We start from the raw sequence: 25,006 nt of genomic DNA on the forward strand, positions 1-25,006 counted from the left end.
TGTGTGAATCTACGACTCCCCCGCTTGCCTTGATTCCCGTCGCCAACTTCTAAGTACCAAAGACAATGAGATTGTCGTGAGGATAATGCCAAGCGCTTGCAAACCCTCGGCGCTAAACTTATCTCCCATTACAATGCTTATCAACAACGAGGAGAGAATGGTTCCCAGGTATCTGGATGTATTAAATAATCCGGATGCTACTCCGATGATTTCTTTTGGAGAACTTTTGAACAAGGTTGCTTGCATTCCGACATTGTTTAACCCGTTGCTAATACCGAATGCTGCTAACGCCACACACACACTGATCACATGTGAATCTTGATTGAACGTCACGAGCCACAATGACCCAAATGTCATAAGCATGGCGGATGCGAACAATGCCGGCCGAGGTCCTGATTGATCAATCCATCTTCCTGCTATTGGAGACACAACGAGTGAGCATAAACCTAAGCTGAGCATGAGCATTCCTGTATGGAACTCGCTGACATGACGAACCATTTGCAAGTAGGACGGAAGCCCGAAAAAGAGCGAATAAAAAAGGACGTTAACAAGCATGAATTCAATATTGACCCACGTCATCGCAGGATACTTGGCGAATGTCCGTAGAGGAATAAACGGAGACGTCGTTTTTAACTCATGTCGTACGAAAGCCCCCAGTGTAACGAGGCCGATCCCTCCAACCATGATATGCCACCATGTGACATGCCCCGATGATTTTGCTGACAGTAATCCAACGAGCAGTGCAACCAGACCCACTGCGAAGAGCATGATCCCTGTTGCATCAATCAGCTCCAACCATTTTCGAAAGGACATGTTATGTGCAACAGATGCTGTCGATTCATTCTTTGGAATCATCTTCCAGGCTAACAGTAAGCTCGCCACCACGAACGGAATATTAATGAGAAAGATAGCAGACCAATCCCAATAATGAATCAATACCCCGCCGATAAAAGGTCCAATTGCTGCTGCTCCGGATAGGAATATGGACAGTACGGAAAGCGCAGTCGCTTGTTTCTCCGTAATATGGATTCGTACAATGGCCATTCCAACCGCAACCATCATGCTTGTTCCGATCGATTGCACAATTCGGAACACAATGAGCCACCCAAAGCTTGGTGATAATGGAGCCAATGATGAAGCAACGAAAGATACGACAAGCCCGGTAAGAAATATCTTCTTACGGCCGAACAAATCGCTTGCCTTTCCCATGACAGGCTGAGCGATCGCACTCGCAATGTAAAACGAGAAAATAATCCACGAAACAACAGTGAAGTCAAGACGGTACACATTTTGCAGCCTTGCAATCGCAACAGAAATCATCGAAGAATTTAATGGGTTCAATAATATCCCCAGTCCAACGGAAATCATCAACCACCTGTTGTGAGTCCCCATTTTCATCCCCCCTTAAAGCGTTTTGATGATATCGTACTGGAAATCAAACATTTACTCCAACGCATTTCATGTTATGATTTCATGGATTGAAAGGAATGAATGGAGGAGCTACATGGAACTTCTTCAACTGCAATACTTTCTTACGGTAGCTCGTATGGAGCATATGACCGAAGCTGCGAGAAGTCTGCATGTGACCCAGTCGTCTCTAAGCAAAACGATTCAACGATTAGAGGAGGATCTGGGAGTCCCGCTCTTTGATCGAAAAGGGAGAAAGCTACGTCTGAATGAGTTCGGAAGCAAATTCCTTTGCCGTGTGGAAAGAGCTTTATTTGAATTAGAACAGGGGAAGCTAGAGCTTAGCGATTTGTCCAACCCGGAACATGGCACACTTGAATTGGCGGTGACAACTGCAAGCACGCTGCCCAATATCCTTCGCGAGTTTCGGAAAAAGCGGCCCGATATCCAATTCCATGTACAAATGCTCACCACGCAGGAAATGGTTACGCTTCTTCATAGAGGAGAGGTCGATTTTTGCTTGTCCTCCCCTCCTATACAAGACGATGACATTGAATGTCAAATCGTCTTCATTGACCCTATCCTCGTAGCTGTTCCAAGGGGGCATCGACTAGCAGACCGAAGTATCGTATCTTTGACAGAGCTGAAGGATGAATCGTTTGTCGGTGTAAAGAAAGGGTACGGTACACGCGATTTCGTAGACGCTATATGCAAGTCAGCTGGATTCGCACCTACATATGTGTATGAGGGAGATGAACCCGCAAGGCTAATCCAGCTGGTGGAAGCAGAGATTGGCATAGCCTTCATACCAAGCACAGCAAGAGATTCTCGTGAACAAATCAAGTATCTCCAAGTAGAAAATCACGAATTGGTACGGGAAATCGCATTATTATGGCACAGGAGTCGGTACATTTCGCGAGCCGCTCAAGAATTCCGTGAGGTTGTTGTCGATTATTTTGGGGATGTAATTACGTTGATGAGAGGTGATGAATCATGAAACTTCACGATTGTCCTACTTGTAATACCAACAGTCAAGAATGTATGATCGTCATCGAGAATGCGTTGCACCCTACAGCTGAGAGATTAACGTGCAGTATATGTTCCTGGAGCGGCAAGTGGTCGGACATGAAAGTGCGCGAGATCCCAGACGAACCAATCCCGGGCGTCGAACCGATTACCGACTATGGTGTGCTACATTCAGATCAAATTCGGCTTCGATATACAGGAGGTTGTTGCCCTCATTGTGGGGGAGATGATCCTTTATGCTGGTGCCATGCATTTTAGTTGCAGGCAAATGAACAAAAAAACAGACACGTCACATTTGCGTGTCTGTTTTGATAGAGGATACAGGCGTCGTCAGGATGATGCGATCTTTTTCCAGCTCGATTCGGAGCTTGCCGTCCGCCTGAATCGCCTGGAGGTACTCCATTGGGATCTGCAGCCTCCCCACCTGATCAAGCACCGCCAATTCCTCATGAGTGTCCTCGTTAGCTGACTCATCCGAAGACTCGGAAGTGTTTTCTTCCGTTCCTTTTCGCCGCAACAACTCGCTGGACGTTTTCCCATCCCTAATTGCTACGACGCGATCCACATTGCGCGCCAGCTCCAAGTCATGAGTCACGATGACGACGGTTAGCCCAAACGATCGGTTCAGCTCTTGAAACAAATCCAGAATGATAGCTGCCGTTCGAGTGTCTACACTGCCAGTCGGCTCATCTGCCAAAAGTAGTTTGGGCTCGTTCGCCAACGCGATCGCGATGGCTACCCGCTGTTGCTCCCCGCCGGAAAGTTCGCTCAGCTTGTTCTTTTTTCGGTGGCCCAGCCCCACCAGTTCCAACAACTCGTGGGCCCGCTCCCTTTTTCGCTTGCCCCGCAAAAGCATTGGCATCTCCACATTTTGCAGAGCAGATAGATAAGGGATCAGATTGCGTGCGTTGTTCTGCCAAACAAAGCCTACAGTCTGCAAACGATACTGAACCAGCTCGGAAGTCGTCAATCGAAATAAATCAGCTCCCGCGACGGAAAGTTTTCCTGCCGAGGGACGGTCCAGCCCTCCTAGCATGTTCAGAAGCGTTGATTTTCCGCTGCCGCTATTCCCGATGATCCCCATTAGCTCTCCAGCCTCTACACGCAAATCCAACCCTTGCAGCGCCACCACTTCCAGATCATTTGCCTTGTAGATTTTCACCAAATTTTCGCATACGATCATTTGATTAGTCCTCCCCCAGCTTTACGGCTTGATGGATCTGCATCCGTGACAGCAGAATACCGACGACCCCGATTCCGATAACTAGTGTCACAGCAATGAACGTATAAATGATTTGTTCATCTTGCGGCATCGAAATAACAGTAAAGGGAGGAACTTGCTTATCGGCATGCAAATAGAGACTGAGTGCAGGCAAAAACAGGCTATTTGCCAGCTTGCCCGCTGTCATTCCCATTGCAAAAGCGACGCCAAACGTCAAGAGCTGCTCCCACGCGAGTATGGCAAGAAGCTGTCTGAATGGCATTCCCATCGCGCGGAACACGCCGTATTGCAATTTTCTGGCTCCTAGTGTAAGCACCCAGTACAACACGTAGCCGATAAAGGTGACCAGCATGGAAAGCAGGAATCCGAGCGTCAGCGATCCGTTCAGCCCCAAATAAAATGCGTTGTTTTTCATCTGGATGACTTGCTGTCTGGCATTATTCAGCATGGCGAGCTTGACTCCCTCTTGTGCCAGACCCTTGTAAAGCGCTTCAGAAGACGAGCCCTCTTTCATTTTGATCCAAACCTCATACGGCTCCATGCGAATCTTGTCTTGTACGAACGGGAGATTGGCGACTGCCAAATACTGCTCTTCCATTCTGCTTCCGTATGTGCTTTTTACAGACGTAGGATTCCATCCCGGCCAGTAATCCACGATGGCATACACAATCATTTCAACCCTGCGAGAATCCCCCCAACCGAGCAGAATGGTTTGTCCCTCCACCACGTGCAGCTTGTCAGCGAGGCTGCGAGACAGCAATAGGGCACGCGGTTCTTTTGCTATCAAATTCAAATAATCGTGGAAGTGATGCGGGAGCAAGTCAGACTTCATCCAAGCGGTCTTTGCAAACTCTTTGGGGTCGATCCCCATCAAGGTGATGTCCTTCACAGGATCGCCCTGAAAAGAAGCCTCCGCCAGGCCGTTCACAAAGACTTTTGTTGCATGCTCAACTTCAGGCAGTCGACTGTACACTTCGAAATCCGGCTCTACATACTGAACGGGAGGAGCAGCAGGCGCTTGTTCCACTTCTGCTTCCTCACCTTCTTCCGCATTCCTTCCTCCCCGATAGACCGTTACTTCCGGTTTGTCGCTCTGCCACTCTGCCTTCAAACGAATATCCGTGCCGATCTGGTAACGGATTCTCTCCTCTGCATTTTGATTGATCGTCCGTGCCATGCTTGCACTGAACATTCCTACTGCGACCGTAATCGTCACAAACAGCATGAGAAAATGATACTGCCGTGGAGCTCTCCCCACCTGAACCAGCGTCGTATGTAGAGAAAGCGGGAAAAAGGAGCGTCCTGCCCAAGACATCAGACGCAGGAGCCACGGGTACAAACGGAGAAGCAGCAGGCCAAGACCGAGCGAAAACAGAACGGGCACAAAAAAGAGAAGGAAATCGATCGAGATCGCCGTAGCTCCTTCGCTCGTTTTTGCTGCGGTTTCAGCGGCGTTTTGATAGGAATACCATCCATACCACGAGACCGCAAGCAGCAATACGTCGAAAAACAGCCGGTGCCAAATGGCGGATCCACTCATTCTCGCCATGTTTTGTTTGTGCGTGACGATATTTTGCCTGGTTGCCAGAAACACAGAAATCAAAACAAGTGTGATACAAGCAACCACCATCCACGCAGCATACACGAATACTTCCGGACTGATCGTGACATCTAAACCTTTGCGATCGACAAATTCGAGAAATCCATTCGAGACGCCAAGTATCTTACTAAGCTGAATCCCCACAAAGGGACCGATCAAGAAGGCGCATAACCCAAGAATGGCGATCTCCATAAAATAAATAGAAAAAATCTGCATTCTGCTGGCTCCCCTGCTGCCCAGCACTGCGATTTCCGTTCGTTGCCTTTCCACAATTAATCCCGAAACCATCACGAGATAAAGGCCCAGCATAATGAAAATGGGGATGTAGAGAGACCAGAGAATGGTTTTGAATTGCTTCTCTTGCTCATTGTACTTGCCCACAAGACTAGCCGCCGGAAACTGAACGTCGATTTCCGCTTTTTTCAATCCATGCTGTTGCAGCTTCCCTTCGATTCCGGCCACCAATGAATTCAGCTTCTCTGTATCGCTGATCCGAAATGATTGATAGTGAAAGGCCGTATACATCTGGGTTGAAATGACCAGATTTTTCTCTTCCAAAAACACACTCTGAAAAAGCCGTTCATCCAATACGAAGCCACTGGAGTATTCACTGGTCGAAGCAAACCAATAAGGATCGTTCCCCTCTTTTTCCTTGAAAACACCGACTGGCTTGATTCGCACCTTGAGTCCTTCTACCTGGATCGTGGTCAGCTCATACAAGCTGCCTAGCACCATCCGGCGGTCCTTTAACGCTTTTTCCGTTACCAGCGCTTCGTACACGCCATCAACGGGGGTTGCAGCAGGCAGGCGACCGTCGACAAGCGTCATATGCTGCGCAAGTCCGCTCAGCGAATAGATCCGCGAACTGTCGGAACTGACCGGGCTCTTCGGCTGTATGTTTTCTTGAATGGCATTAAACGGAATGGTCCGCAAAACGGTCACTTCTGCATACACCGGGACATCCAGTTGAGCGATTACTTCGTTTTGCAGATGAGCGGTCATTTCGTCTACAAGAGCCGCCCCATTCTTTCCCAGTTTGTTTTGATTGACCCCGATCAGTAAGCCACCAGGGAAGCGGTTCACATTCTTCTGGTATTCCTCCATATCCTTGGTCAACATGCGTTGGAGTACCCCTGACGTGAATGCGGGTATACTCGATACCAATCCGACAGCGACGACCAGCCCGATCAACAGACTGCCGACCAGCCAGCGGTTATTCATCATTTTCCGCAAGATCATTTGCAGCATCGCCACGAAATTGTCCCCCTATTCCAAAATAACCAGTTGGCCTGCCGATAGACCTTTGCGAATCTCAACCTCCCTCTGGGTGATGATACCAGTCTCCACGTCCACTTCCTTCTTGCTATTCCCGTCGAGCACCCGAACGTACTTCCTACCTGATAATTCATGAAGTGCTTTTCTCGGTATAAAAAGCGTCTGATCCTGCTTGTCCACAATCACTTCAATACTGACTCCTGTCCCGATCTCCAAGCCCTTTGGAGGGATTTTCGGTGTAATGAGTAGACTTCTCTGATACAGCTTCGTCAAATCCTCTGGTAAATTGGATGGGACATGCAGGGGTGTCTGAACAACGGTCCCCTCGCCTTTTTCGCCGTCTTTGCCCGAGAGAATGACTTTCATCCCTTCCCTAACATCTTGCAGCGCCTCTTTCTCGGGAGCGGTATACACCACGAACAGCTTGGTCGGATCGCCTATCGTTACCAACTTTTGATGCGCTTCCACCTCATCTCCCACCTGTTCGTTGCTTGTAAAAAGCACGATGCCGTCAAAGGGCGAGATCAGCTTGGTTTCGGCCCAACGCTGTTGCAGGTTCTTCAGGTCCATCTCTTTTTGCTTCACGTTTAGTCTGGCACGCTCCACCACGTACTGCCGCTTCTTGGGATCCTGCAATTTCGCCAAGTCTAGCTGAGCCTTTTCTAATTCGATCTTGGCTAGCTTGGTCTCGTCTACCTTGGCGTTCATCTCTGCCTTCAAAACATCCAGCTTGGCGGATTCGACTTCGTAGTGATTATCCTGCTGGGCTTCAAGCAGCTCCAGCTTTGCCTTCTCCACTTCATACCGGGCCGACTCGATCGATCTCTCCATTTCAGCCGCATCCAATTCAGCAAGTACCTGTCCTTTTTTCACCTGATCGCCGCCTTGGACAGAGAACGACTTCAGCCGCAGTCCCTTCGTCTCTGGGAAAGAGAGCTCCGCCGTTTTCACGGTTGTAAAGGAGGCGTTTCCTTTCACACTTTTTACGATCGTCCCTTGTAAAACTTCTGCCACCTCGTATTTGATAGGCGACGGCTCCACTAATGGCGGAGCCAGAACCTCCTCTTCCTTAGGGAATAGGGAACAGCCCGTCAACAAAAGGAAAACGCTCAAGTACGCCCATTTTATTTTGCTATTCCTTGATACGACCGTCCTCCAATTCATAGACATCGTCCGCCACCTCCATTACACCAGGATCATGTGTCGTCATGACAATGCTCATAGCACCTTCATCGACCAGTTGGCGAAACAAACGGCTAATTTGCAGACCCGTTTTACTATCTAGCTCAGCTGTCGGCTCATCCGCCAATAGTAGTGTTGGCCTGTTCGCAACAGCTCTGGCAATCGCACAGCGTTGCTGTTCTCCACCGGACATCTCAAACGGCCGATGATGCGCCCGTTTGGACAACCCTACGATATCCAGCGATTCGCGAACACGCTCCCTCCATTCGGCAGCAGGCACCCCTGACAGGCGGAGTCCAAACTCGACGTTTTCAGCGGCTGACATCAGCGGAAGCAAGCCAAACGACTGGAAAATAAAGCCCATGTTCTTTCGCCTGATCCTCGTTCGCTCATGATCCGATAGCTGGCCGATTTCTCGTCCCTGAAAGTACACGCTTCCTACCGTCGGACGATCGAGACCACCCAAAAGGTTTAATAGAGTCGTTTTTCCTGATCCTGATCTGCCTTTTAGTACGAGCAATCGCCCTGATTCTACGCGCATTTTTATGCCCGCAAGCGCTCTGACGGCAGTTGCCCCTCTACCAAACGTGCGTTCTATGTTTTTTGTCTCTGCAATGAACGACAAAATGACACCCCCGAAAATATATCTGAAAAATGCAAGTTTTGTTAATAGTAACTCAAACAAAAACTATTGTTTAGTAAAATTGGAATAAACTAATATAAACGAAAATAAATACCCGCGTTTTGGCCGCTATTGCCACTTACAAAAAGAAAAAGGCAAAACCCTGTGGTTCTGCCTTTTTTCTTATTTCATTTTCGATTTTACAAAGCCCCAGAAACGACATTCCCGCGGAACATCACTGCTTGACGCTTCGCACGGCGTGCAACTGCTTCTGCTGCCGAGGATGCATGAACGAATACGATATCCGCCTCGTCGCCAACATTTGGCCACATACGATTGCCCTCTTTATCCAGCGGCGTTTTCCCGCCTGTAATGAAGCCCAGTGCTTGGGACAGGGAACGCTCATCCTGCATGCGGAAGCGCTCTGCCAAGCGACCTGCTTTTTCCAAGCTGTCACCTTGTCCAAATGGCGACCAGTGATCGGTAATACTGTCGTCTCCGAGAGAGACGGAGACACCTTTTTCATGCAGCAATGGAATGGGAATCGTCCCTCTGTTCACTGGTACAGTGGAAGTGATCGAAATGCCCAAGCCAGCAAGCATTTCAGCAACGTCACCTGCTTCTTCCAGGCTGATGTCAGCAAGGGAGTTGGCATGGCTGATGGTAACGCGACCTTGCCACCCTGCTTCTTCGGTCATTTTAGCCAAACGCTTGAATGTAAACACCCCGAGATGATCTGGGTCATGCAAATGAACGTCGATTGGTGCATTCGCTTCGACTGCCAGCTCAAAAATGGTAGCGAGCGATTTCTCGATGTTTTGATCCACTGTCGCCGGGTCTACACCACCAACGTAGGTCGCGCCCATCTTCAAGGCTTGACGGATGTTCTCCACTTGGTTGCTTCGCAGAAGACCTTGCTGTGGGAAGGCAACGACCTCGCACTGTAATCTGCCGCTAAAGGTCTCCAGTGCAGCCATGGTCGCTTCCAGGTTTTTAAGTCCGATGTACGGATCGATATTACAATGGGAGCGAATATGGGTGGAGCCTGCGGACAGCAGCAATTCCAGCATTTTTTCCGCGCGCTCTTGTGCTGTTGGCAACAGCTTCGGCATGAGCTGGCTCTCTTCTTCCAGTCGACCCAAGATGTTTTTTACTGGTGTCACGGCTTTCCAAGGACCGCCATAGTACGTTTTATCGATATGGATGTGCATATCCCTAAATGACGGCAGTGCCAACAAACCGCTGGCATCCTTCGTTGGCAGCTCGGTTTGTGGAGCAGCTCCACTCACGATCTGTGCAATTCGTCCGTCTTCTATTAATAGATGCGCCACTTCAGTATCTGTAGCAACCACCTTGTCATTTTCTTTGCGGTATCCGCTCTCCAAGCGGACGTTGGTAATCCAATAGGCTGTAGACATCTATCCATGACATCCTTTCTATTTAAAAGTAGTACTACCACTCACCTGCTACCCGGTTACCTTGGAAAAGAACGACCTTGCGCTTCGCACGTCTCGCAACAGCTTCTGCTGAACATGTCGCTTCGACCGCCATCAGGCTCGCCTCATCTCCAGCCAATGGCCACAGGCGATTCCCGGTTTCGTCGAGAGTGATCCGCCCTTCTGTCACAAAGCCGAGTGCTACGCCTAACGATCTTTCATCCGTCAAGCGGAAGCGTTCAGCCAGTCGTCCTGCTTTTTCCAACAAGTCTCCGCTGCCAAAGGGTGTCCAGTTGTCTGTCAAGCTATCGTTGCCGAGCATGACCGCTACGCCTTCTTGATGCAGCAACGGAATCGGAATGGTCGGGCGATTGATCGGCACTGTCGATGCAATGGAGATACCAAGGGAGGCGAGACGTTGCGCCATCTCTCTGGCTTCCTCCTGTGAAACATCGCCTAATCCCATCGCGTGGCTAATCGTGACACGTCCTTGCCAGCCTGCCTCTTCAGTCAGAGTAGCAAGGCGCTTCATCGTAAATACTCCGAGATGCCCCGGATCATGCAAATGCATGTCAATGTCGGCATCCGCTTCGACTGCCAGCTCTAGCATCGTTTGCAGAGAACGCTCGATGTCGCCGTCTACTCCACCTGGATCGACGCCGCCTACATGAGTGGCTCCTTGACGCAGTGCCTCACGTACCATGTCGCGCGCTTGTGTACGCAGCATGCCATAATGCGGGAAAGCAACGATTTCGTGGGAGACACGGTCTGCAAACGTCTCAAACGCACTCTTCATTCCTTCCAAAAACCCAAGACCAACCTGTGGGTCCACATGACAATGCGTTCTTACATGCGTAACCCCTGTTTCCACCAGCAGCGAGAGAATATTTTCTGCTCCTGTCTGAGCCTGTTTGAGATACAACGGCAACAGCCCTCTGTCCTCAGTGTGGCGTTCGAACAAGTTTTTTACGGGAGTCGTTGCCTTCCATGGGCCGCCGTAATACGTTTTTTCCAGATGAATGTGCTTCTCGGCCATAGACGGCAAGATCAGTAAGCCCTTCGCGTCCTTTTTAGGCAGCCCATCCTCCAAAATTTCACTAGAAGGGACAATGCGTGTGATTTTTCCATGCTCAATGAGCAAATCGCACAGCTCTGTCCGCGTTCCACTGATCACGCCTTCTTCCCACTCATACCCGATTTCCAATCGAGCGTTGACGATCCAATAAGGAGAAGATTTCACCGGCTTTTCACCCCTCTTAAACGTTCACTTCATCCACTTGACCAGAAGCGAGATTGCCTTTGAAGAATACTGCGTGTCGATCTGCACGGCGCGCGATCGCTTCTGCCGAGCAGGTCGCATCCACGAGGATCAGGCTAGCGTCTTCGCCTTGTGCAGGCCACAGCTGTGTTCCGTTGGCATCCAACGTCGTTTTGCCACCTGTGATAAAACGTAGCGATTGAGATAGGGACAACTCATCCAGCCAACGATTGCGTTCTGCCAGTCGCCAGAGGCGCTCCAATACATCGCCATTTCCATATGGTTGCCACGTGTCAAAAATGTTGTCGCAGCCGACCGCAACGTCTACGCCATTTTGGTGCAACAGCTGCACAGGTGGAATGACGCGGCTAAATGGTACGCTGGTGATGATCGTGATGCCCGCTTCCCGCAGGATCGTCGCCATCTCTTCTGCTTCTGGCACAGGGATGTCTCCGAGCGCAAACGCATGGCTGATTGCTACGCGACCTTGCCAGCCAGCGTCTACGGTCATTGCAGCCAGTCGTTTCATTGTGTAGGTTCCCAAATGTCCTGGGTCATGCAAATGCAAGTCCACACCTGCGTTTGCTTCTACAGCCAGCTCCATCATTTGGTGCAAGGATTCTTCTATATCGCCATCCACATTAGCTGGGTCTACGCCACCTACATGAGTCGCGCCTTGACGCAATGCCTCACGTAAGAGCGCTTTTGCATCTGTACGCAACAAGCCATGCTGCGGGAATGCCACGATCTCGTGGGTTACTCGATCCGCGTAGGTTGCTAATGCTGCTTTTACTGATTCCAAATTGGAGATTCCCACTTCCGGGTAAATGTCCACATGTGTACGCACGTGTGTCGAGCCATAGGACAAGAGGATCTCCAACAGATTCTTCGCACGCTCTTGTGTAGTTGTCGGCAATCCCGGCAGTGTACGTTTTTCAATTTCACAGCGTTCAATGATAGTAGACACAGGAATGACGGCCCGCCATGGTTCTCCCTGAAGCGTCTTGTCCAAATGAACATGCTTCTCTACGAAAGATGGGAGTGCCAATAAGCCTTTTGCATCCTTTTGCAAAATACCATCTGTAAGCTTCTCTGTCGCTGGTGCAATACGCGCGAATTTTCCGTCTTTTACCAAAATGTGAAACAAGGATGCCTCTGTCCCCGTGACGACACCGTTTTCCCGACGGTAGCCCGTCTCCAAACGAACATTGGTCAACCAATAGGTAACGCCCATCCATTATCCACCCTCTCTTTGTCTCTCTCCATTCCTTTCTCCCCCATTATCTAGGAAGCCGGAAGACTTGATTTGCACAATCTTTACGTCTATTTTCACTATTTTTACGACTTGTTCAAATTGCCTTTACTTCGTACATTTTTCTGATAACTTTGACGTAAGCAAAGGAGGGGTTACACCATGAAGGTTGAGATCGCACCAACCAATCAAGCTCTTCCGCCGAAAGCAGCGGCTGCACGCCCTAGCAGATGGCGGACTTTTTACAGGAAATTACGAAAAAACAAACTCGCCATGGTAGGTGGCTGTATCGTGATTTTTTATATTGCGATTGCCCTGTTGGCACCATTCATCGCTCCCTACGATCCATATGAGATTGACTTGGTTAACAAGTTGAAGCCACCATCTGCTGAACACTGGATGGGTACCGATGACAAAGGTCGGGATGTAATGAGCCGTCTTTTATACGGAACACAGCTCTCGATGTCCGTCGGATTTGTCGCCGTCTTTATTGGTGCATTTTTCGGAATTATTCTCGGATTATTATCCGGTTATTACGGAGGCTGGGTAGATACAGTTATCTCCCGTATCATCGATGTCCTGCTCGCCTTCCCGGGAATCCTGCTTTCTCTGGCCATCGTAAGTGCTTTAGGGCCGAGTCTCTTTAATGTCATGGTCGCCGTCGGTATCTTCTCGATCCCTGTATTTGCACGGATTGTTCGCGGTTCTACCCTGACTGTGAAAAAGCTGGAATACATCGATGCGATCCGCTCACTCGGTGCTAATGACTTCACGATTATCTTTAGACACATTTTTCCAAACATTTTGTCTCCTATTATTGTACAGGCAACGATGCGCCTAGCTACCGCGATTCTTTCCGCCGCTGGCCTTTCGTTCCTCGGACTGGGAGCACAGCCTCCTCTGCCGGAGTGGGGCGCCATGCTCAGTAACGGACGCGACTTCTTGTTTACCGCTCCGCATCTGGCCATGTTCCCTGGTTTCGCTATTGCAACTCTTGTTCTCGGCTTCAACATCTTTGGGGACGGCCTCAGGGACGCTCTCGATCCACGAATGAAACAATAGGAGGGAATGCTACATGTTTGTTTACATTATCCGTCGCCTGCTGCAGATGATTCCCGTCCTGCTCGGTGTCATTCTGGTCGTGTTTTTGATCATGCAAATGGTTCCTGGCGACCCGGCGGTATTGCTTGCTGGTGAAGGCGCTTCTGAAGAAACGATTGCAAAAATGCGTACACAGCTCGGCTTGGATCAGCCGGTCATGGTTCAATACGTGCAATATGTCGCCAACGTGTTCCAAGGCGATCTAGGTACATCACTTCGCTCCAATCTTCCCGTGTGGGATGAGATCATGGCGCGCCTGCCTGCTACCATCGAGCTCGCCGTTGCCAGTATTTTTGTAACGGTTGTACTCGGAATGATCGCAGGGATCATCTCTGCTACCAAGCAATACTCTGCTGCTGATATCACGATCATGGTTATTGCCTTGCTCGGTGTATCCTTGCCAAGCTTTTGGCTCGGCTTGAGTTTGATCTACACGTTCTCCGTCAAGTTGCAACTCTTCCCGGTCGCAGGCTGGGGCACTTGGAAGCACATGATTTTGCCAGCGATCACACTCGGTACCGCTGGGGCTGCCATCGTTGCTCGTATGACTCGCTCCAGTATGCTCGACGTCGTACGTCAAGACTACATCCGCACTGCGAAAGCAAAAGGCTTGCGTGAAACAGTCATCATTTACAAACATGCTTTGAAAAACGCGTTGATCCCGATTATTACCGTCGTTGGCTTGCAGTTCGGTTTCCTTTTGGGTGGTACGGTTCTCGTAGAATCAGTATTTGCCATCAACGGCTTGGGTCGTCTGATCGTCGATGCGATCCGCATGCGCGATTTGCCTGTCGTACAAGGCGGCGTACTCATCGCTTCCATTATCTTCGTGTTCGTGAACCTGCTCGTCGATGTATTGTATCGCTACTTTAATAAACGAATTGATCTGAACTAAGGAGGGATCACCATGCCGGAACAACAAGATATCATCCTGGACGTTCGCAATCTGCAAACGCATTTTTTCACAGAAGATGGCGTCAGTAAAGCAGTGGACGGCGTTGATTTCTCTCTAAATAGAGGAGAGACACTAGGTCTGGTAGGAGAATCGGGCTGTGGAAAAAGTATCACTTCCCTCTCGATCCTGCGTTTGATTGCCAGCCCTCCGGGAAAAATTGTAGGAGGAGAAATCCTTTTCAAAGGGCAAGACCTCACAAAGAAATCCGAGTCAGACATGCGCTCGATCCGCGGCAACGAGATTTCGATGATTTTCCAAGAACCAATGACCTCGCTTAATCCGGTTTATTCGGTTGGGGAACAAATCGCAGAGGTATTGCGTCTGCACCAAAACATGGGACGTAGGGAAGCGTGGGACAAAGCAGTCGACATGCTGCGTCTGGTCGGTATTCCTTCCCCGGAAAAACGCGCGACTCAAGAGCCACATGAATTGTCTGGTGGTATGCGCCAACGCGTCATGATCGCGATGGCTCTCGCCTGCCGCCCGGAAATTTTGATCGCGGATGAACCGACGACGGCTTTGGACGTTACCATTCAGGCTCAGATTCTCGAGCTGATGAAAAAGCTACAAGTCGAAATGGGCATGAGCATCATCATGATTACTCACGATCTTGGCGTCGTTGCTGAAACATGCGATCGCGTTGCGGTCATGTACGCAGGAAAAGTCGTGGAGTACACGACTGCACAAAATCTGTTCGCGAATCCACGCCATCCCTATACAGTAGGGCTGATGAACTCCCTCCCCCGTCTGGATGAGGACGTGGAAGAGCTGCAAGCGATTAAAGGGAACGTTCCAAGTCCGTTCAACATGCCAGTTGGATGCCGATTCGCTCCACGTTGCCCGCATGCAACAGAGCTGTGCAATACGAAGCTTCCTGAGCTCTTGGAGTATGCAGACGGAAGCAAAGTACGCTGCTGGATGTATACGTCAGAGTGGAACGGCGACACCAAGACTGCTACGGAAGTGGGGGTATGACCATGATGACGACACAAACGAATCCAACAAAAAAACCACTGCTCGAAGTTAAAAATCTCAAGCAGCACTTCCCGATCAAAGGCGGCATTTTAGGCCGTACCGTCAACCATGTAAAAGCCGTGGATGACATCAGCTTCACGATCCATGAAGGAGAAACACTGAGTATTGTAGGCGAATCCGGTTGTGGCAAATCCACTACCGGTCGTGCCATCCTCCGTCTAGATGAACCGACGAGCGGAACGGTATTATTCGAAGGACAAGATCTGCTGGCGATGTCCAAGAAGCAAATGCGCGACATGCGCAAGCATTTGCAAGTCATTTTCCAGGACCCATTTGCTTCGCTCAACCCGCGCCAATCTGTATCCGCTATTCTCGGGGAAGCGTTGGCGATCCAAAATATCGTACCTGCGCATCAACGCCGCGAGCGCATTATCGAGCTGCTCGGCTATGTAGGCTTGCGTCCGGATCAAATTGATCGTTTCCCGCATGAGTTCAGCGGTGGACAACGCCAACGGATCGGGATTGCCCGTGCCCTCGCGATGCAACCAAAGCTGATCATTTGTGACGAAGCCGTATCGGCACTCGACGTGTCCATTCAGGCTCAAGTGCTGAATCTCCTGAAATCGTTACAAAAGCAGTTCAAGCTGACGTATTTGTTCATCTCCCATGACCTCGGCGTCGTTCGTCACATCTCGGATCGCGTCATGGTGATGTACCTCGGTAAAGTGGTAGAGATCGCGGATAAAAAGTCGCTGTTCGACAACCCGCAGCATCCTTACACACAGGCACTCTTGTCTGCGATCCCGGTGCCAGACGTTAACAAAAAGCAGGAGCGAATCATTCTGCGCGGAGATGTACCTTCTCCCATCAATCCTCCGCAGGGCTGCCGCTTCCATACGCGTTGCCCGTATGCGATTGATCGCTGCAAAACAGAAGTACCTGGCTTGACCAGCCTGCACGACACACACCAAGTCGCCTGCCACATCGTCTAAGAGGTTGTTCAAAAAGTCGACTTTTGATCACGAAGTAATTCTGAAAGCGAATTCGGCATCGAAACTGGCGTTCACCTTTGAAGTCCGGTGCTCATGTAGGTTTCCTACACTCCGCTCCTCCTTCTTCAGGTTCTCGCCACTTTCTCGGTGCTGAAAAGCCGACTTTTTGAACTTTACCGTAAAGAGATTAAAATTTTCTAAAAACGCAAGCGATAACGAAGCAGCATGATATGATGGTAACTGCAAAATCTATCCATACAGAAGGGATCTCATGATAAGCTTCGAAGGTTTCACATTGCTCATTCTACTGTTTATTTTGGCTCCTATCATAGGAGCTATTGCTTTATTGTTTCTGTTCATTTTCGAGAAGCGGATTGATCTGTTAGAAAACAAGAATCTGAAGATCGAGCTGGAAAAAGAGCTACAGCAAGCGCTCTACAATCAGTTGAATCAACAAATCCAGCCTCACTTCTTGTTTAATACGTTAAATGTCATTCTGAGTCTGGCGCGATTGAACCGAACGAAGGAACTGGTGAGAGCGCTCGAAGTCCTCTCCCAGTTTCTCAAATTTAAATACAAATCCACTGAGCCGTTGATTTCATTGGCGCGGGAGATTACGTACACGGAACAATATTTGGAGATTCAAAAGCTGCGTTTCGGCAATCGGCTCCGTATTCAGCTAGATTGTGCAGAGGATCTCTTGCAAGCATCGATTCCGCCATTCGTCTTGCAAACGCTCGTGGAAAACGCATTTAAGCATGGATTGGAACGAAAAATGGGCGAAGCTACCTTAGACATCCGCATAAGCCGAAAAGATGACGATGTCCTGCTTACGGTCATCGACAACGGTTCTTCCGGACTCACAGCATTCCAGAATGAAAGTGAGATCGAAACTGAACAGCCACATGAGGAGAGCGGTCACGGGTTAGACAACATCCGCAGGCGGCTCCACCTTTGTTTTGGTGATCATGCACATCTGGAGCTTGCTCCGATATCTGAGGGAGGAACTCTTGTGTCTGTCAGGTGGCCCTGTACGTATGAACAAATCGATCTGAGGTGAGAAGATGAACGTACTACTCGTGGATGACGAACCGTTGGAGCTGGACCAACTCGAGTATTTGATTCAGCCCATGTTCCCCTTGTGGAAATTCTACAAGGCCGCAGATGGCAGTCAAGCCATGGCGATCAGCCAGAAGGTTCCTCTTCATCTCGCCTTTCTGGACATTAATCTTCCGGGGAAATCCGGGCTGGTGCTTGGCGAAGAGCTGAGAGCCCAGCACAAAGACATCGAGCTCATCATTGTCACGGCTTATCAAGATTTCCATTATGCCAAGCAATCGATCCGTCTCGGTGTCGTCGATTACATCACGAAGCCCGTCATTGAGAGCGAGCTGGTCGACATTCTGAAAAAATATCAGAAGAGCCCTGCCCTCTCCGCTTACACCCGAATTATTTCCGATGCGATGAACATCATTCATCAAAAATTCGCGGAGAAGCTGAATTTGGCTGATCTTGCCGCAGAAGTCCATATCAATCCTACCTATTTGAGCCGCCGTTTTCATGAAGAAGTAGGCGTCTCATTCTCTGAGTATTTAATGCAGTACCGCATTCAAATGTCGAAGAAGTTCCTGATCGCTCACCCTGATTGGAGCATATCGACGGTTGCCGAGCGGACTGGCTTCAACAGCCAACACTATTTCAGCACCATTTTTCGCAAGGTAGTGGGGAAAACCCCGAAAGAATACCGGGACAAGGGGAATGTATCTTGACCTACTTATCGTTTCGCGAATACATGGTAGGTGCAGCAAAGATCGGCATTGGGCTTGGGGTCGTCTCAATCCTCGCCCGCTGGGTGACCGGAAACACGATCTTCGGTTCACCGGAAGCACTCGTCAAATACGGGATATTTGGCGGGATCGGCTTCGCTTTGATGGGAGCATTTGCCCTCAGTATGTTTGGACTGCTTGGGCGTAAGGTCCGCCGTGAGTTATCAGAAGGGATGACCATCGGGGATTACATGCGGGACAAGCTGCATCCTTTTGGTTACTGGTTGATGATCATCATCCTTTTGATTACCACGATTGAAGCGATGTTCGTCCAGGGAATGGCTGGGGGCGTATTGCTGAACATCTTGTTTGGCTTACCGATCCCGCTCGGCTTGCTCTGTTTTTTTGGATTTTGTGTGCTGTTTGCAGGCATCGGAGGTATCCGCTCGATCCATCGTTTTGCCATCGTACAAATTGTCATTACGTTTGCGGCCATCATCCTGATTCCCGTCTACTTTTTCGTTGGAAAAGGGGTCGAGCACGTCTATAACGGACTGCGCCTTTACCATCCTTACCTTCTGGTGCTCAACAACAACGAGGGTCTTTTTTTTATCATTACCGGGCTGTTAATTGGGTTTGGTCAAGTGTTTGTCGATCAGGCATCGTGGCAGCGGCTCTATATGATGGAAGAGAAAAAGATCGTCCCTACCTTTCTGGTGTCTGGACTCATTTTTGCCACCGTACCACTGGCGTTTTCCTCGCTGATCATCATCGTTCTTTTTACGGGCGGCTTTGATGATATTTACTCGCTGTTGTTTGATCTCGTACGCAAGATTGACACGATGATCTTGCTTGTATTATTTGTCCTCTGTGCCTTTGGTGCGATCATGTCCGCTTTTGGTGCAGGTCTTCATTCCATGATCAGTCTGATGGTCAACAACGTCTATCAGCTGTTCCGCCCAGACGCTTCTGAACGGCAAAAAATCCGTTTGGGCTACATCCTTGCCATTGCCATCGGCGCGCTTTCGTATGGTTTGACGATCTACTTCCAGCCGACCTTGCTGGATTTGCTGTTCTTCTTTGGCATTATTTATGCCTCGCTGTTTTTGCCTGTCGTCGTCATCGTGTTGACGAAGGGGAAGGCACCTACTTTCATTTTGATCAGCGCAGTAATGGGATTCGTCGCAGGCTATAGCAGCCGGATGTACGTCGATCCCATGATGGCAATCTGGATTGCCTCCTTATGTACAGCTCTGGTCTTAACGGCCTACTTGTGCATGACCTGGCTATGGAAACGGTACATCCGAACGCCGGATCACACTCGCTGACCCACAGGAAGGAACGAATCCTATGCTACGCTCCTACTTGCTACTCATTTTTTGCGTAACCGCTTGGGGCAGCAATTTCGTCTTCGGGAAAATGCTCGTCGCCGAGTTTTCTCCGCTCTTTTTGTCGGCTATGCGTCTCTTGTTTATCGTGTTGTTTCTGCTCATTTGGTCCAGAGGGTGTCTAAAAATGCCAAAGCTCTCTCGTACGGACTGGCTCTTGCTCGCGGTACTGGGAGTTGTCGGCGTATTCATCAACCAGTGGTCCTTCTATAAAGGTCTCGTTACAGCTGATCCGACCACCTCTGCCCTGATCCTGGCGCTGACGCCGATTACAACGGCTCTCTTGGCTGCCTTGTTCTTGAAAGAATCGCTGACTGGCCGCATGGCAATCGGTTCGGTGATTGGAACATCAGGCGTTTTATTCGTCATTTATACAGGGGCAGAGCTGCATTTTGATGTCGGTATCCTCTGGATTGTATTGACGATGCTGACGTTCGCTACGTCGATCATACTCGTCAGGTTGTTGGGACATCGACTCCCTCCACTCGTGACGACACTCGTATCCAATTTGATCGGCTTCGGATCGATGCTGCCTTTTGTCCTGATCAGCATTCCTGCGGCCACGGTAAGCACCAGCCTCTCATCCTGGCTTCTCTTGTTTGTCACCGCTGTCGTCATGCACGGCATTGTGACCCTAATCTGGAACAGTCAACTACAGAAGGTGGGCGCTGCCAAAGCCGCGATGTTTGCCAATCTGGAACCGTTTATTGCCATGCTTTTTGGCTTATTATTGCTGGCAAAGCCTGTAACAGCCGTACAATTTTTCGGTGCGATTCTCATCATCGCGGGGGTGACCTTGACCACAACTTCCAAGGGGCCGCGTGAAAAGAAGAAGCTCTCCTCGTTTTCATCCTGAGTAAAGCAGTTCGCCGCACTTTTCATACTAAAACAGTCGGAATTGTAGTTGAGAAGTACAATTTCGTTGCTTTATACTAGAAGAAAGCGGGCGAGTCTGTACCGTTACATCGTGATAAGAGGAGAGGACAGTCCATGTCTACCGTAAAACTATCCCAGTGGGAAACGATGCTCTTAGAGGCAGCCCGTGCCCATGGATTCGTCGAGGAAGAAATCATCCACAAGCTGAGAACAGGTGACCCTGCGCCTTTTTCGGACGTGGAGGGCGGTAAATACGATTACACCCATCTCTTTGAGCTGTCCAAAAATGATCCCTCTACGCTGGAAGCTGCGATTCGCGAAGGCTACCAGATCAAGTTCACCACTTTTAACGGGATCAAATTTTTGCTGAACAAACGCTACAACATCCAAGCGGAGCGTGACTATCAAGTCGAGGAAACAGCGCTGCACCACGTTCGCTTACCAGACGATGCACTGGCGTGGATGCGCAGGACAATCTCCCCTAACTGGCGAATTGTTGAACTAGAAAAGCTCGCAGACACCAAAGAAACGCTCGTCAGATTTGAACTGGCAGCATCGTAAATACAAAAGAGCACTTTCCTTAGGGGAGAGTGCTCTTTTTTCGAAATGCGGGGTATTGGAAGGAGAATCATGACGACAACGCAAGCGTATATCCAACACATTCAAGCAACGTATCCAGAATTGACCATCACTTCCGCCAACTTTAACGAAATGGGTCAAAACAATGATGTGCTCATCGTCAATGACGCGTACGTGTTTCGCTTCCCGAAATATACCGCCGGAATCGAGCAACTGAAGGTCGAAACGAACATTTTACGTACGGTAAAACCATATCTCTCCCTGCCGATTCCAGCTCCGATCTATTTGTCCTTTGCCGAGGAACTACCTGGGAAGGTGTTTGCCGGATATCCGCTACTCGAAGGTGAGCCTTTTACCCGAGAAGCTTTTCAAGCAGCCTCTCTTCAAAACTCGGTACCGACTGTCGCTGCCCAGCTGGCACAATTTCTTCATGAACTACACCAGCTTCCCGTCTCCTCCTTGCTCCCGGAGCTTATCTCCTGCGATTTTGACATGGCCAAGCAGTTGACTGAGCTGTATGAACAGATTCTATCGCAGCTGTTCCCAGCCATGCGTGAGCAAGCGAAAAAGGATGTAGCTGAGCGGTTCGAATCGTACCTGGCAGACCCTGCCCACTTTGGTTTTCAGCCTTGCTTGACTCACGGAGATTTCGGCACAGGGAATATCTTGTACTCCCCGGCAAAACAACGCATCACAGGCATCATCGACTTTGGAGGCTCGGGTGTGGGCGATCCGGCATACGACCTCGCAGGACTCTGCGCAAGCTACGGGGAACCGTTTTTGCAGCATTTCACTCCGGTGTACCCCCAGCTTGAGCAGGTGATGACAAGGATGAGATTTTACCGCAGTACATTTGCCTTGGAGGAAGCGCTGTTCGGTTTGGAAAACGATGATGAGACAGCGTACCAAGCCGGCATGCGGGACTACATCTAGCCTTTTACGGCACCCTGCGTGAGCCCTTCCACCAAGTACTTTTGGCAAAAGGCAAACAGCAGCATCGTCGGGATGACTGACAGCACCGTAGCTGCCGACATCGCTCCCCACTCGATATCGTACTTTTTGATGAAGGCATTCATCGCGACGGGAATCGTTTTGACCGACTCTTCATCAATGAACAGAACTGCCATAATCAGCTCGTTCCAGCATTGCACAAAGGCGAAAATAAACGTGGCCGCAATTCCGGGGAGCATGATCGGCACGATGACGCGAAACAGGGCGCTCAACCGGGAACAGCCGTCCATCATCGCTGCTTCCTCCAAGGCGTTGGGTATTCGTTGGAAAAAGCCAGACATGATGATCGTACAAAATGGAATCAGCATGACCGTGTAGATGAGCATCAACGAAAACAGGCTGTTTAAGATGTGCATCTTGGACATCATCATGTACAACGGCGCCATGCCAATGAACATCGGGATCATTTGGGTGACGAGAAATCCGAACATCACCTGCCGCTTCCCTTGAAACGAAAAGCGGGCCAACACGTAACCGCCGAGCATCGAGATGAACACGACCATAGCCGAAGCGACCAAGGAAACGAGAAAGCTGTTCCAGATATATACCTGAAAGTGGGAAATCTGAAAGATCTCCAAGTAGTTGATCAGTGTCACCTGTTCCGGCCAATATTGAATCGGGAGCGAAAAGATTTCCTTTTGACCTTTGAGCGACGTAATGATAATCCAATACAGCGGGAAAATCGCGAACGCAAGAAACAAGGTCAATACAATCGCTCTACCAGTCCTCCACCCTAGATGTTCACGGTGCATCAGAAGTCCCCTCCCTTCTCTACTTTGGTCGCTTTCACGTAAAAGATCGTGAATAACATCAAAATCAGCACGATGATGACACCCACTGCCGAGGCTTGCCCGTAGTCTTGTCCAAAGATGACTTTATCGATCATGTAGGTAGCGAATATATGCGTGGAGCCTGCAGGAGCTCCATTTGTCATCGCGTAAATAATGTCCGGGAAGTTGAGAATCCAGATCACCCGCAACAGGATCGTCACCAGCATCGTAGGCATGATATATGGCAGCGTCACTCTCCAAAACTGCTGAATCCGTCCCGCTCCGTCCATCGCTGCTGCTTCGTACAGCTCCTCTGGGATCGATTGCAGGGCTGCCAGGATCATGATGGCAAAAAACGCGACGCCATACCATATATTCGCGATAATGACAGCAGCCATCGCCCAAGCGCCATCCGCCAAAAAGGAGATCGGCGCATCAATCAGGCCCGTTTTCAAGAGCAAATCGTTAATGACGCCAAACTGGGCATTGAACATCCACCGCCAAATTAACCCAATCAGAAAGCCGGACATCGCCCACGGGAAAAAGACAAATGCCTGATAAATCCCTCTCCCGCGAAATTTTTTACGCATCAAGAGGGCCAGCATAAAGCCAAACAGCAATTGAAAGACAAGGGAGAAAAACACCCAGTAAAAGCTGTTCATGGCAACTCGCGGGAAGTCTGGGCTTGTCAATACGTTCACAAAGTTGTCCAGCCCGATGAACTGAATATTCATCAAGTCAAAGAGCGTGTAGTTCTGAAAAGACATGATGATTCCACGCACGAGTGGATAATACGTAAAGACCGAAACAAACAAAAGGGCGGGCAATAAGCACAAAAATATAAAGCGACCTTCTTTGGAGATCTGGAACGATTTCTTCCCTTCCGGCACAACCTGCTTCGTCGTCATGACGATGGGTTTTTGTGTGTCCAAGCTACCATCCCCCCACGTCTACTTTCGCTCGTCTTTTTCTTTCGTCCAGTATTGATCCCATTTTTTCAACAGGTCCTCTGCGGTGAGCTGATCGAGCAAAAAGCTTTGAATATCTTTATCCGCCGTGCTTTGCCAAGCTCCCCAGCCTTTGTAATCCACAGGACGTGAAACATCGAGGAACTTCGTTGGCTGCTGGCTCATCTCAATAAACGGCTGGAAGTAACCTGACTTGTAAAACTCATCTTCTGCCGCGCTCTTCACGACAGGAATCGTGGAAGTCTTTTTCGCAAAATGAGTGCTCTGTTCAGGATCAGAGAGGAATTCAATCAGCTTCCACGCCTCTTCCTTGTGCTTCGAGTACGAAGCCATCCCCCAGCCTGGTCCACCGACTACTTGTTGCGCGACACCTGAAGGACCAATCGGAATCGGAGCGGTCGCCCACGTCCCTTCCTGCATCTTCTCCTTGGCTCCATCGATGACGTCAGGGTCTTGAATCAGCATGGCAGTCGAACCCGCTACAAAGCCCTGTACCATCTCCTGAAAGCCCCAGCTCACCGAATCTTTTGGTGAGGCTTCCTTGTAAAGCTGTTTATAATACTGCATCGCTTCCAGTGATTGTGGCGTGGAGAAGAGCGTGCGTCCATCCTTCATGAAAAAGGCTGAGTCAGGGTCGACCTCTGTCCCGTTATAGGCCCACATGGTGATCAACGCATAATCCCACCCAGTCGCACCTCCCCGGAAGCTGTACCCGTAGCGGTTTTTGGCTGGGTCCGTCAGCTTTTTAGCTGCGACCAAGAGCTCATCCCACGTCTTCGGCACCTCGATCCCTGCTTCCTTAAACCAATCCGTCCGATAATACAAGACGCGCTGGTATAGTCCATTCGGAATGTAATAAGGAGTTTTGTCCACCCAAGTGGCTCGACGTTTGGCGACATCGGTCAGCTGATCGTAATTCTGCCATTTGTCTGTGTAGGGCTTCAAATTTTCAATAAAGCCGTTCATCGAAAACTGCTTGGCATTAAATTCGCGAACCTCTAGTACGTCCAGCTCTTCTTTTGCCATCAGCATCTGTGTGATCTTCTGATCCGCTCCTTCAAATGGAGGTGAAATCAGATCGACTTTGATCCCCGGATTCTTCGCTTCAAACTGGGCTAGCATTTCTTTTAACAGCGCAGTTCGTTGTGGGCTAGTAATGCTCTCGACCATTTTTAGCGTGACGCCATTCGTACCTGACGACGATGCTGAGTCAGGAGTGGCCGTCGGCTGACTACAGCCTACAAGCAATGCTGTCGCCATCGTTAATTGGAGCGCCACAGAAATCCAGGAACGAAATCCCATACACGAACCCCCTCATGATCTTTTTGTAAGACAGTTCGTATTA

The 25,006-nt window shown here is 49.7% G+C and carries 22 protein-coding genes; 11 read left to right on the forward strand and 11 right to left on the reverse strand.

Features of this window, described 5'->3' with window-relative positions; translation table 11 throughout:
* Positions 1 to 9 precede the first annotated feature (9 nt).
* Positions 10 to 1,392 carry an MFS transporter gene (locus ACFVS2_RS12090; RefSeq protein ID WP_390234089.1) on the reverse strand — a complete coding sequence of 461 codons (1,383 nt, stop codon included), beginning with the start codon at positions 1,390 to 1,392 and terminating at the stop codon, positions 10 to 12.
* Between the two features lie 112 nt (positions 1,393 to 1,504).
* Between ACFVS2_RS12090 and ACFVS2_RS12095 the strand changes: the two genes are divergently transcribed.
* A complete protein-coding gene (locus tag ACFVS2_RS12095; RefSeq protein WP_390234091.1) occupies positions 1,505 to 2,404 on the forward strand; it encodes a LysR family transcriptional regulator in 900 nt (299 codons plus the stop codon).
* Positions 2,405 to 2,722: 318 nt separating this feature from the next.
* Here the strand turns inward: ACFVS2_RS12095 and ACFVS2_RS12100 are convergent, their stop codons facing one another.
* From ACFVS2_RS12100 to ACFVS2_RS12130, 7 genes are all read right to left on the reverse strand, one after another.
* Positions 2,723 to 3,616, reverse strand: coding sequence for an ABC transporter ATP-binding protein (locus tag ACFVS2_RS12100; RefSeq protein ID WP_390234093.1), 894 nt, complete (start codon positions 3,614 to 3,616; stop codon positions 2,723 to 2,725).
* 4 nt (positions 3,617 to 3,620) lie between these two features.
* Positions 3,621 to 6,503 carry an ABC transporter permease gene (locus tag ACFVS2_RS12105; protein WP_390234529.1) on the reverse strand — a complete coding sequence of 961 codons (2,883 nt, stop codon included), beginning with the start codon at positions 6,501 to 6,503 and terminating at the stop codon, positions 3,621 to 3,623.
* Between the two features lie 18 nt (positions 6,504 to 6,521).
* Positions 6,522 to 7,700: an efflux RND transporter periplasmic adaptor subunit gene (locus ACFVS2_RS12110; RefSeq protein WP_390234096.1), complete on the reverse strand. Its 1,179-nt coding sequence runs from the start codon at positions 7,698 to 7,700 to the stop codon at positions 6,522 to 6,524.
* The gene (locus ACFVS2_RS12115) at positions 7,663 to 8,337 is read right to left on the reverse strand and encodes an ABC transporter ATP-binding protein (protein WP_390234099.1); all 675 of its coding nucleotides are present in this window, start codon (positions 8,335 to 8,337) and stop codon (positions 7,663 to 7,665) included. The genes ACFVS2_RS12110 and ACFVS2_RS12115 overlap by 38 nt, the downstream gene beginning before the upstream one ends.
* Positions 8,338 to 8,534: 197 nt before the next feature.
* Positions 8,535 to 9,752, reverse strand: a complete 1,218-nt coding sequence (locus ACFVS2_RS12120) for an amidohydrolase family protein (RefSeq protein WP_390234101.1) — start codon at positions 9,750 to 9,752, stop codon at positions 8,535 to 8,537.
* Positions 9,753 to 9,786: 34 nt separating this feature from the next.
* A complete protein-coding gene (locus ACFVS2_RS12125) occupies positions 9,787 to 11,010 on the reverse strand; it encodes an amidohydrolase (protein ID WP_390234104.1) in 1,224 nt (407 codons plus the stop codon).
* A 16-nt stretch (positions 11,011 to 11,026) separates the two neighbouring features.
* Positions 11,027 to 12,262 (reverse strand): amidohydrolase, encoded by a 1,236-nt coding sequence (locus ACFVS2_RS12130; RefSeq protein WP_390234107.1) that lies wholly within the window; start codon positions 12,260 to 12,262, stop codon positions 11,027 to 11,029.
* A 180-nt stretch (positions 12,263 to 12,442) separates the two neighbouring features.
* Here ACFVS2_RS12130 and nikC point away from each other — a divergent pair, with 180 nt between their 5' ends.
* From nikC to ACFVS2_RS12180, 10 genes are all read left to right on the forward strand, one after another.
* Positions 12,443 to 13,342 carry a nickel transporter permease gene (nikC, locus tag ACFVS2_RS12135; protein WP_173619162.1) on the forward strand — a complete coding sequence of 300 codons (900 nt, stop codon included), beginning with the start codon at positions 12,443 to 12,445 and terminating at the stop codon, positions 13,340 to 13,342.
* 13 nt (positions 13,343 to 13,355) lie between these two features.
* On the forward strand, positions 13,356 to 14,276 hold the full coding sequence (gene nikB, locus ACFVS2_RS12140; protein ID WP_390234110.1) for a nickel ABC transporter permease: 921 nt from the start codon (positions 13,356 to 13,358) through the stop codon (positions 14,274 to 14,276).
* Between the two features lie 12 nt (positions 14,277 to 14,288).
* Complete coding sequence (locus ACFVS2_RS12145) at positions 14,289 to 15,311, forward strand: ABC transporter ATP-binding protein (RefSeq protein WP_390234113.1); 1,023 nt, start codon at positions 14,289 to 14,291, stop codon at positions 15,309 to 15,311.
* 2 nt (positions 15,312 to 15,313) lie between these two features.
* A complete protein-coding gene (locus ACFVS2_RS12150; RefSeq protein WP_390234115.1) occupies positions 15,314 to 16,303 on the forward strand; it encodes an ABC transporter ATP-binding protein in 990 nt (329 codons plus the stop codon).
* 271 nt (positions 16,304 to 16,574) lie between these two features.
* Complete coding sequence (locus ACFVS2_RS12155; protein ID WP_390234118.1) at positions 16,575 to 17,363, forward strand: sensor histidine kinase; 789 nt, start codon at positions 16,575 to 16,577, stop codon at positions 17,361 to 17,363.
* Positions 17,364 to 17,367: 4 nt separating this feature from the next.
* A complete protein-coding gene (locus tag ACFVS2_RS12160) occupies positions 17,368 to 18,072 on the forward strand; it encodes a response regulator transcription factor (RefSeq protein WP_173619166.1) in 705 nt (234 codons plus the stop codon).
* Positions 18,069 to 19,397, forward strand: a complete 1,329-nt coding sequence (locus ACFVS2_RS12165; RefSeq protein ID WP_390234120.1) for a sodium:solute symporter family transporter — start codon at positions 18,069 to 18,071, stop codon at positions 19,395 to 19,397. Before ACFVS2_RS12160 ends, ACFVS2_RS12165 begins: the two co-directional genes overlap by 4 nt.
* Positions 19,398 to 19,419: 22 nt before the next feature.
* The gene (locus tag ACFVS2_RS12170; RefSeq protein ID WP_390234122.1) at positions 19,420 to 20,313 is read left to right on the forward strand and encodes a DMT family transporter; all 894 of its coding nucleotides are present in this window, start codon (positions 19,420 to 19,422) and stop codon (positions 20,311 to 20,313) included.
* Positions 20,314 to 20,447: 134 nt separating this feature from the next.
* Positions 20,448 to 20,894, forward strand: a complete 447-nt coding sequence (locus ACFVS2_RS12175; protein WP_390234124.1) for a hypothetical protein — start codon at positions 20,448 to 20,450, stop codon at positions 20,892 to 20,894.
* Between the two features lie 69 nt (positions 20,895 to 20,963).
* A complete protein-coding gene (locus ACFVS2_RS12180; protein WP_390234126.1) occupies positions 20,964 to 21,845 on the forward strand; it encodes a phosphotransferase family protein in 882 nt (293 codons plus the stop codon).
* Here the strand turns inward: ACFVS2_RS12180 and ACFVS2_RS12185 are convergent.
* Genes ACFVS2_RS12185 through ACFVS2_RS12195 form a run of 3 tightly spaced genes read right to left on the reverse strand, consistent with a single transcriptional unit; the run spans position 21,842 to position 24,963 of the window.
* Positions 21,842 to 22,675 carry a carbohydrate ABC transporter permease gene (locus tag ACFVS2_RS12185; protein ID WP_173619170.1) on the reverse strand — a complete coding sequence of 278 codons (834 nt, stop codon included), beginning with the start codon at positions 22,673 to 22,675 and terminating at the stop codon, positions 21,842 to 21,844. The genes ACFVS2_RS12180 and ACFVS2_RS12185 overlap by 4 nt on opposite strands.
* Complete coding sequence (locus ACFVS2_RS12190; RefSeq protein WP_173619171.1) at positions 22,675 to 23,625, reverse strand: carbohydrate ABC transporter permease; 951 nt, start codon at positions 23,623 to 23,625, stop codon at positions 22,675 to 22,677. Before ACFVS2_RS12190 ends, ACFVS2_RS12185 begins: the two co-directional genes overlap by 1 nt.
* A gap of 18 nt (positions 23,626 to 23,643) precedes the next feature.
* Positions 23,644 to 24,963 carry an ABC transporter substrate-binding protein gene (locus tag ACFVS2_RS12195; RefSeq protein WP_173619172.1) on the reverse strand — a complete coding sequence of 440 codons (1,320 nt, stop codon included), beginning with the start codon at positions 24,961 to 24,963 and terminating at the stop codon, positions 23,644 to 23,646.
* Between the last annotated feature and the right edge of the window lie 43 nt (positions 24,964 to 25,006).

Source organism: Brevibacillus sp. NPDC058079 (genome assembly GCF_042885155.1).
In the GTDB taxonomy this organism is placed as follows: domain Bacteria; phylum Bacillota; class Bacilli; order Brevibacillales; family Brevibacillaceae; genus Brevibacillus.

Coding starts and splice junctions, on each gene's coding strand:
- ACFVS2_RS12120 (WP_390234101.1), bottom strand. CDS start 9,752: ATGTCTACAGCCTATTGGATTACCAACGTCCGCTTGGAGAGCGGATAC.
- ACFVS2_RS12155 (WP_390234118.1), top strand. CDS start 16,575: ATGATAAGCTTCGAAGGTTTCACATTGCTCATTCTACTGTTTATTTTG.
- ACFVS2_RS12150 (WP_390234115.1), top strand. CDS start 15,314: ATGATGACGACACAAACGAATCCAACAAAAAAACCACTGCTCGAAGTT.
- ACFVS2_RS12185 (WP_173619170.1), bottom strand. CDS start 22,675: ATGCACCGTGAACATCTAGGGTGGAGGACTGGTAGAGCGATTGTATTG.
- ACFVS2_RS12095 (WP_390234091.1), top strand. CDS start 1,505: ATGGAACTTCTTCAACTGCAATACTTTCTTACGGTAGCTCGTATGGAG.
- ACFVS2_RS12090 (WP_390234089.1), bottom strand. CDS start 1,392: ATGGGGACTCACAACAGGTGGTTGATGATTTCCGTTGGACTGGGGATA.
- ACFVS2_RS12160 (WP_173619166.1), top strand. CDS start 17,368: ATGAACGTACTACTCGTGGATGACGAACCGTTGGAGCTGGACCAACTC.
- ACFVS2_RS12100 (WP_390234093.1), bottom strand. CDS start 3,616: ATGATCGTATGCGAAAATTTGGTGAAAATCTACAAGGCAAATGATCTG.
- ACFVS2_RS12180 (WP_390234126.1), top strand. CDS start 20,964: ATGACGACAACGCAAGCGTATATCCAACACATTCAAGCAACGTATCCA.
- ACFVS2_RS12170 (WP_390234122.1), top strand. CDS start 19,420: ATGCTACGCTCCTACTTGCTACTCATTTTTTGCGTAACCGCTTGGGGC.
- ACFVS2_RS12175 (WP_390234124.1), top strand. CDS start 20,448: ATGTCTACCGTAAAACTATCCCAGTGGGAAACGATGCTCTTAGAGGCA.
- ACFVS2_RS12110 (WP_390234096.1), bottom strand. CDS start 7,700: ATGTCTATGAATTGGAGGACGGTCGTATCAAGGAATAGCAAAATAAAA.
- nikB (WP_390234110.1), top strand. CDS start 13,356: ATGTTTGTTTACATTATCCGTCGCCTGCTGCAGATGATTCCCGTCCTG.
- ACFVS2_RS12195 (WP_173619172.1), bottom strand. CDS start 24,963: ATGGGATTTCGTTCCTGGATTTCTGTGGCGCTCCAATTAACGATGGCG.
- ACFVS2_RS12145 (WP_390234113.1), top strand. CDS start 14,289: ATGCCGGAACAACAAGATATCATCCTGGACGTTCGCAATCTGCAAACG.
- ACFVS2_RS12105 (WP_390234529.1), bottom strand. CDS start 6,503: ATGCTGCAAATGATCTTGCGGAAAATGATGAATAACCGCTGGCTGGTC.
- nikC (WP_173619162.1), top strand. CDS start 12,443: ATGAAGGTTGAGATCGCACCAACCAATCAAGCTCTTCCGCCGAAAGCA.
- ACFVS2_RS12130 (WP_390234107.1), bottom strand. CDS start 12,262: ATGGGCGTTACCTATTGGTTGACCAATGTTCGTTTGGAGACGGGCTAC.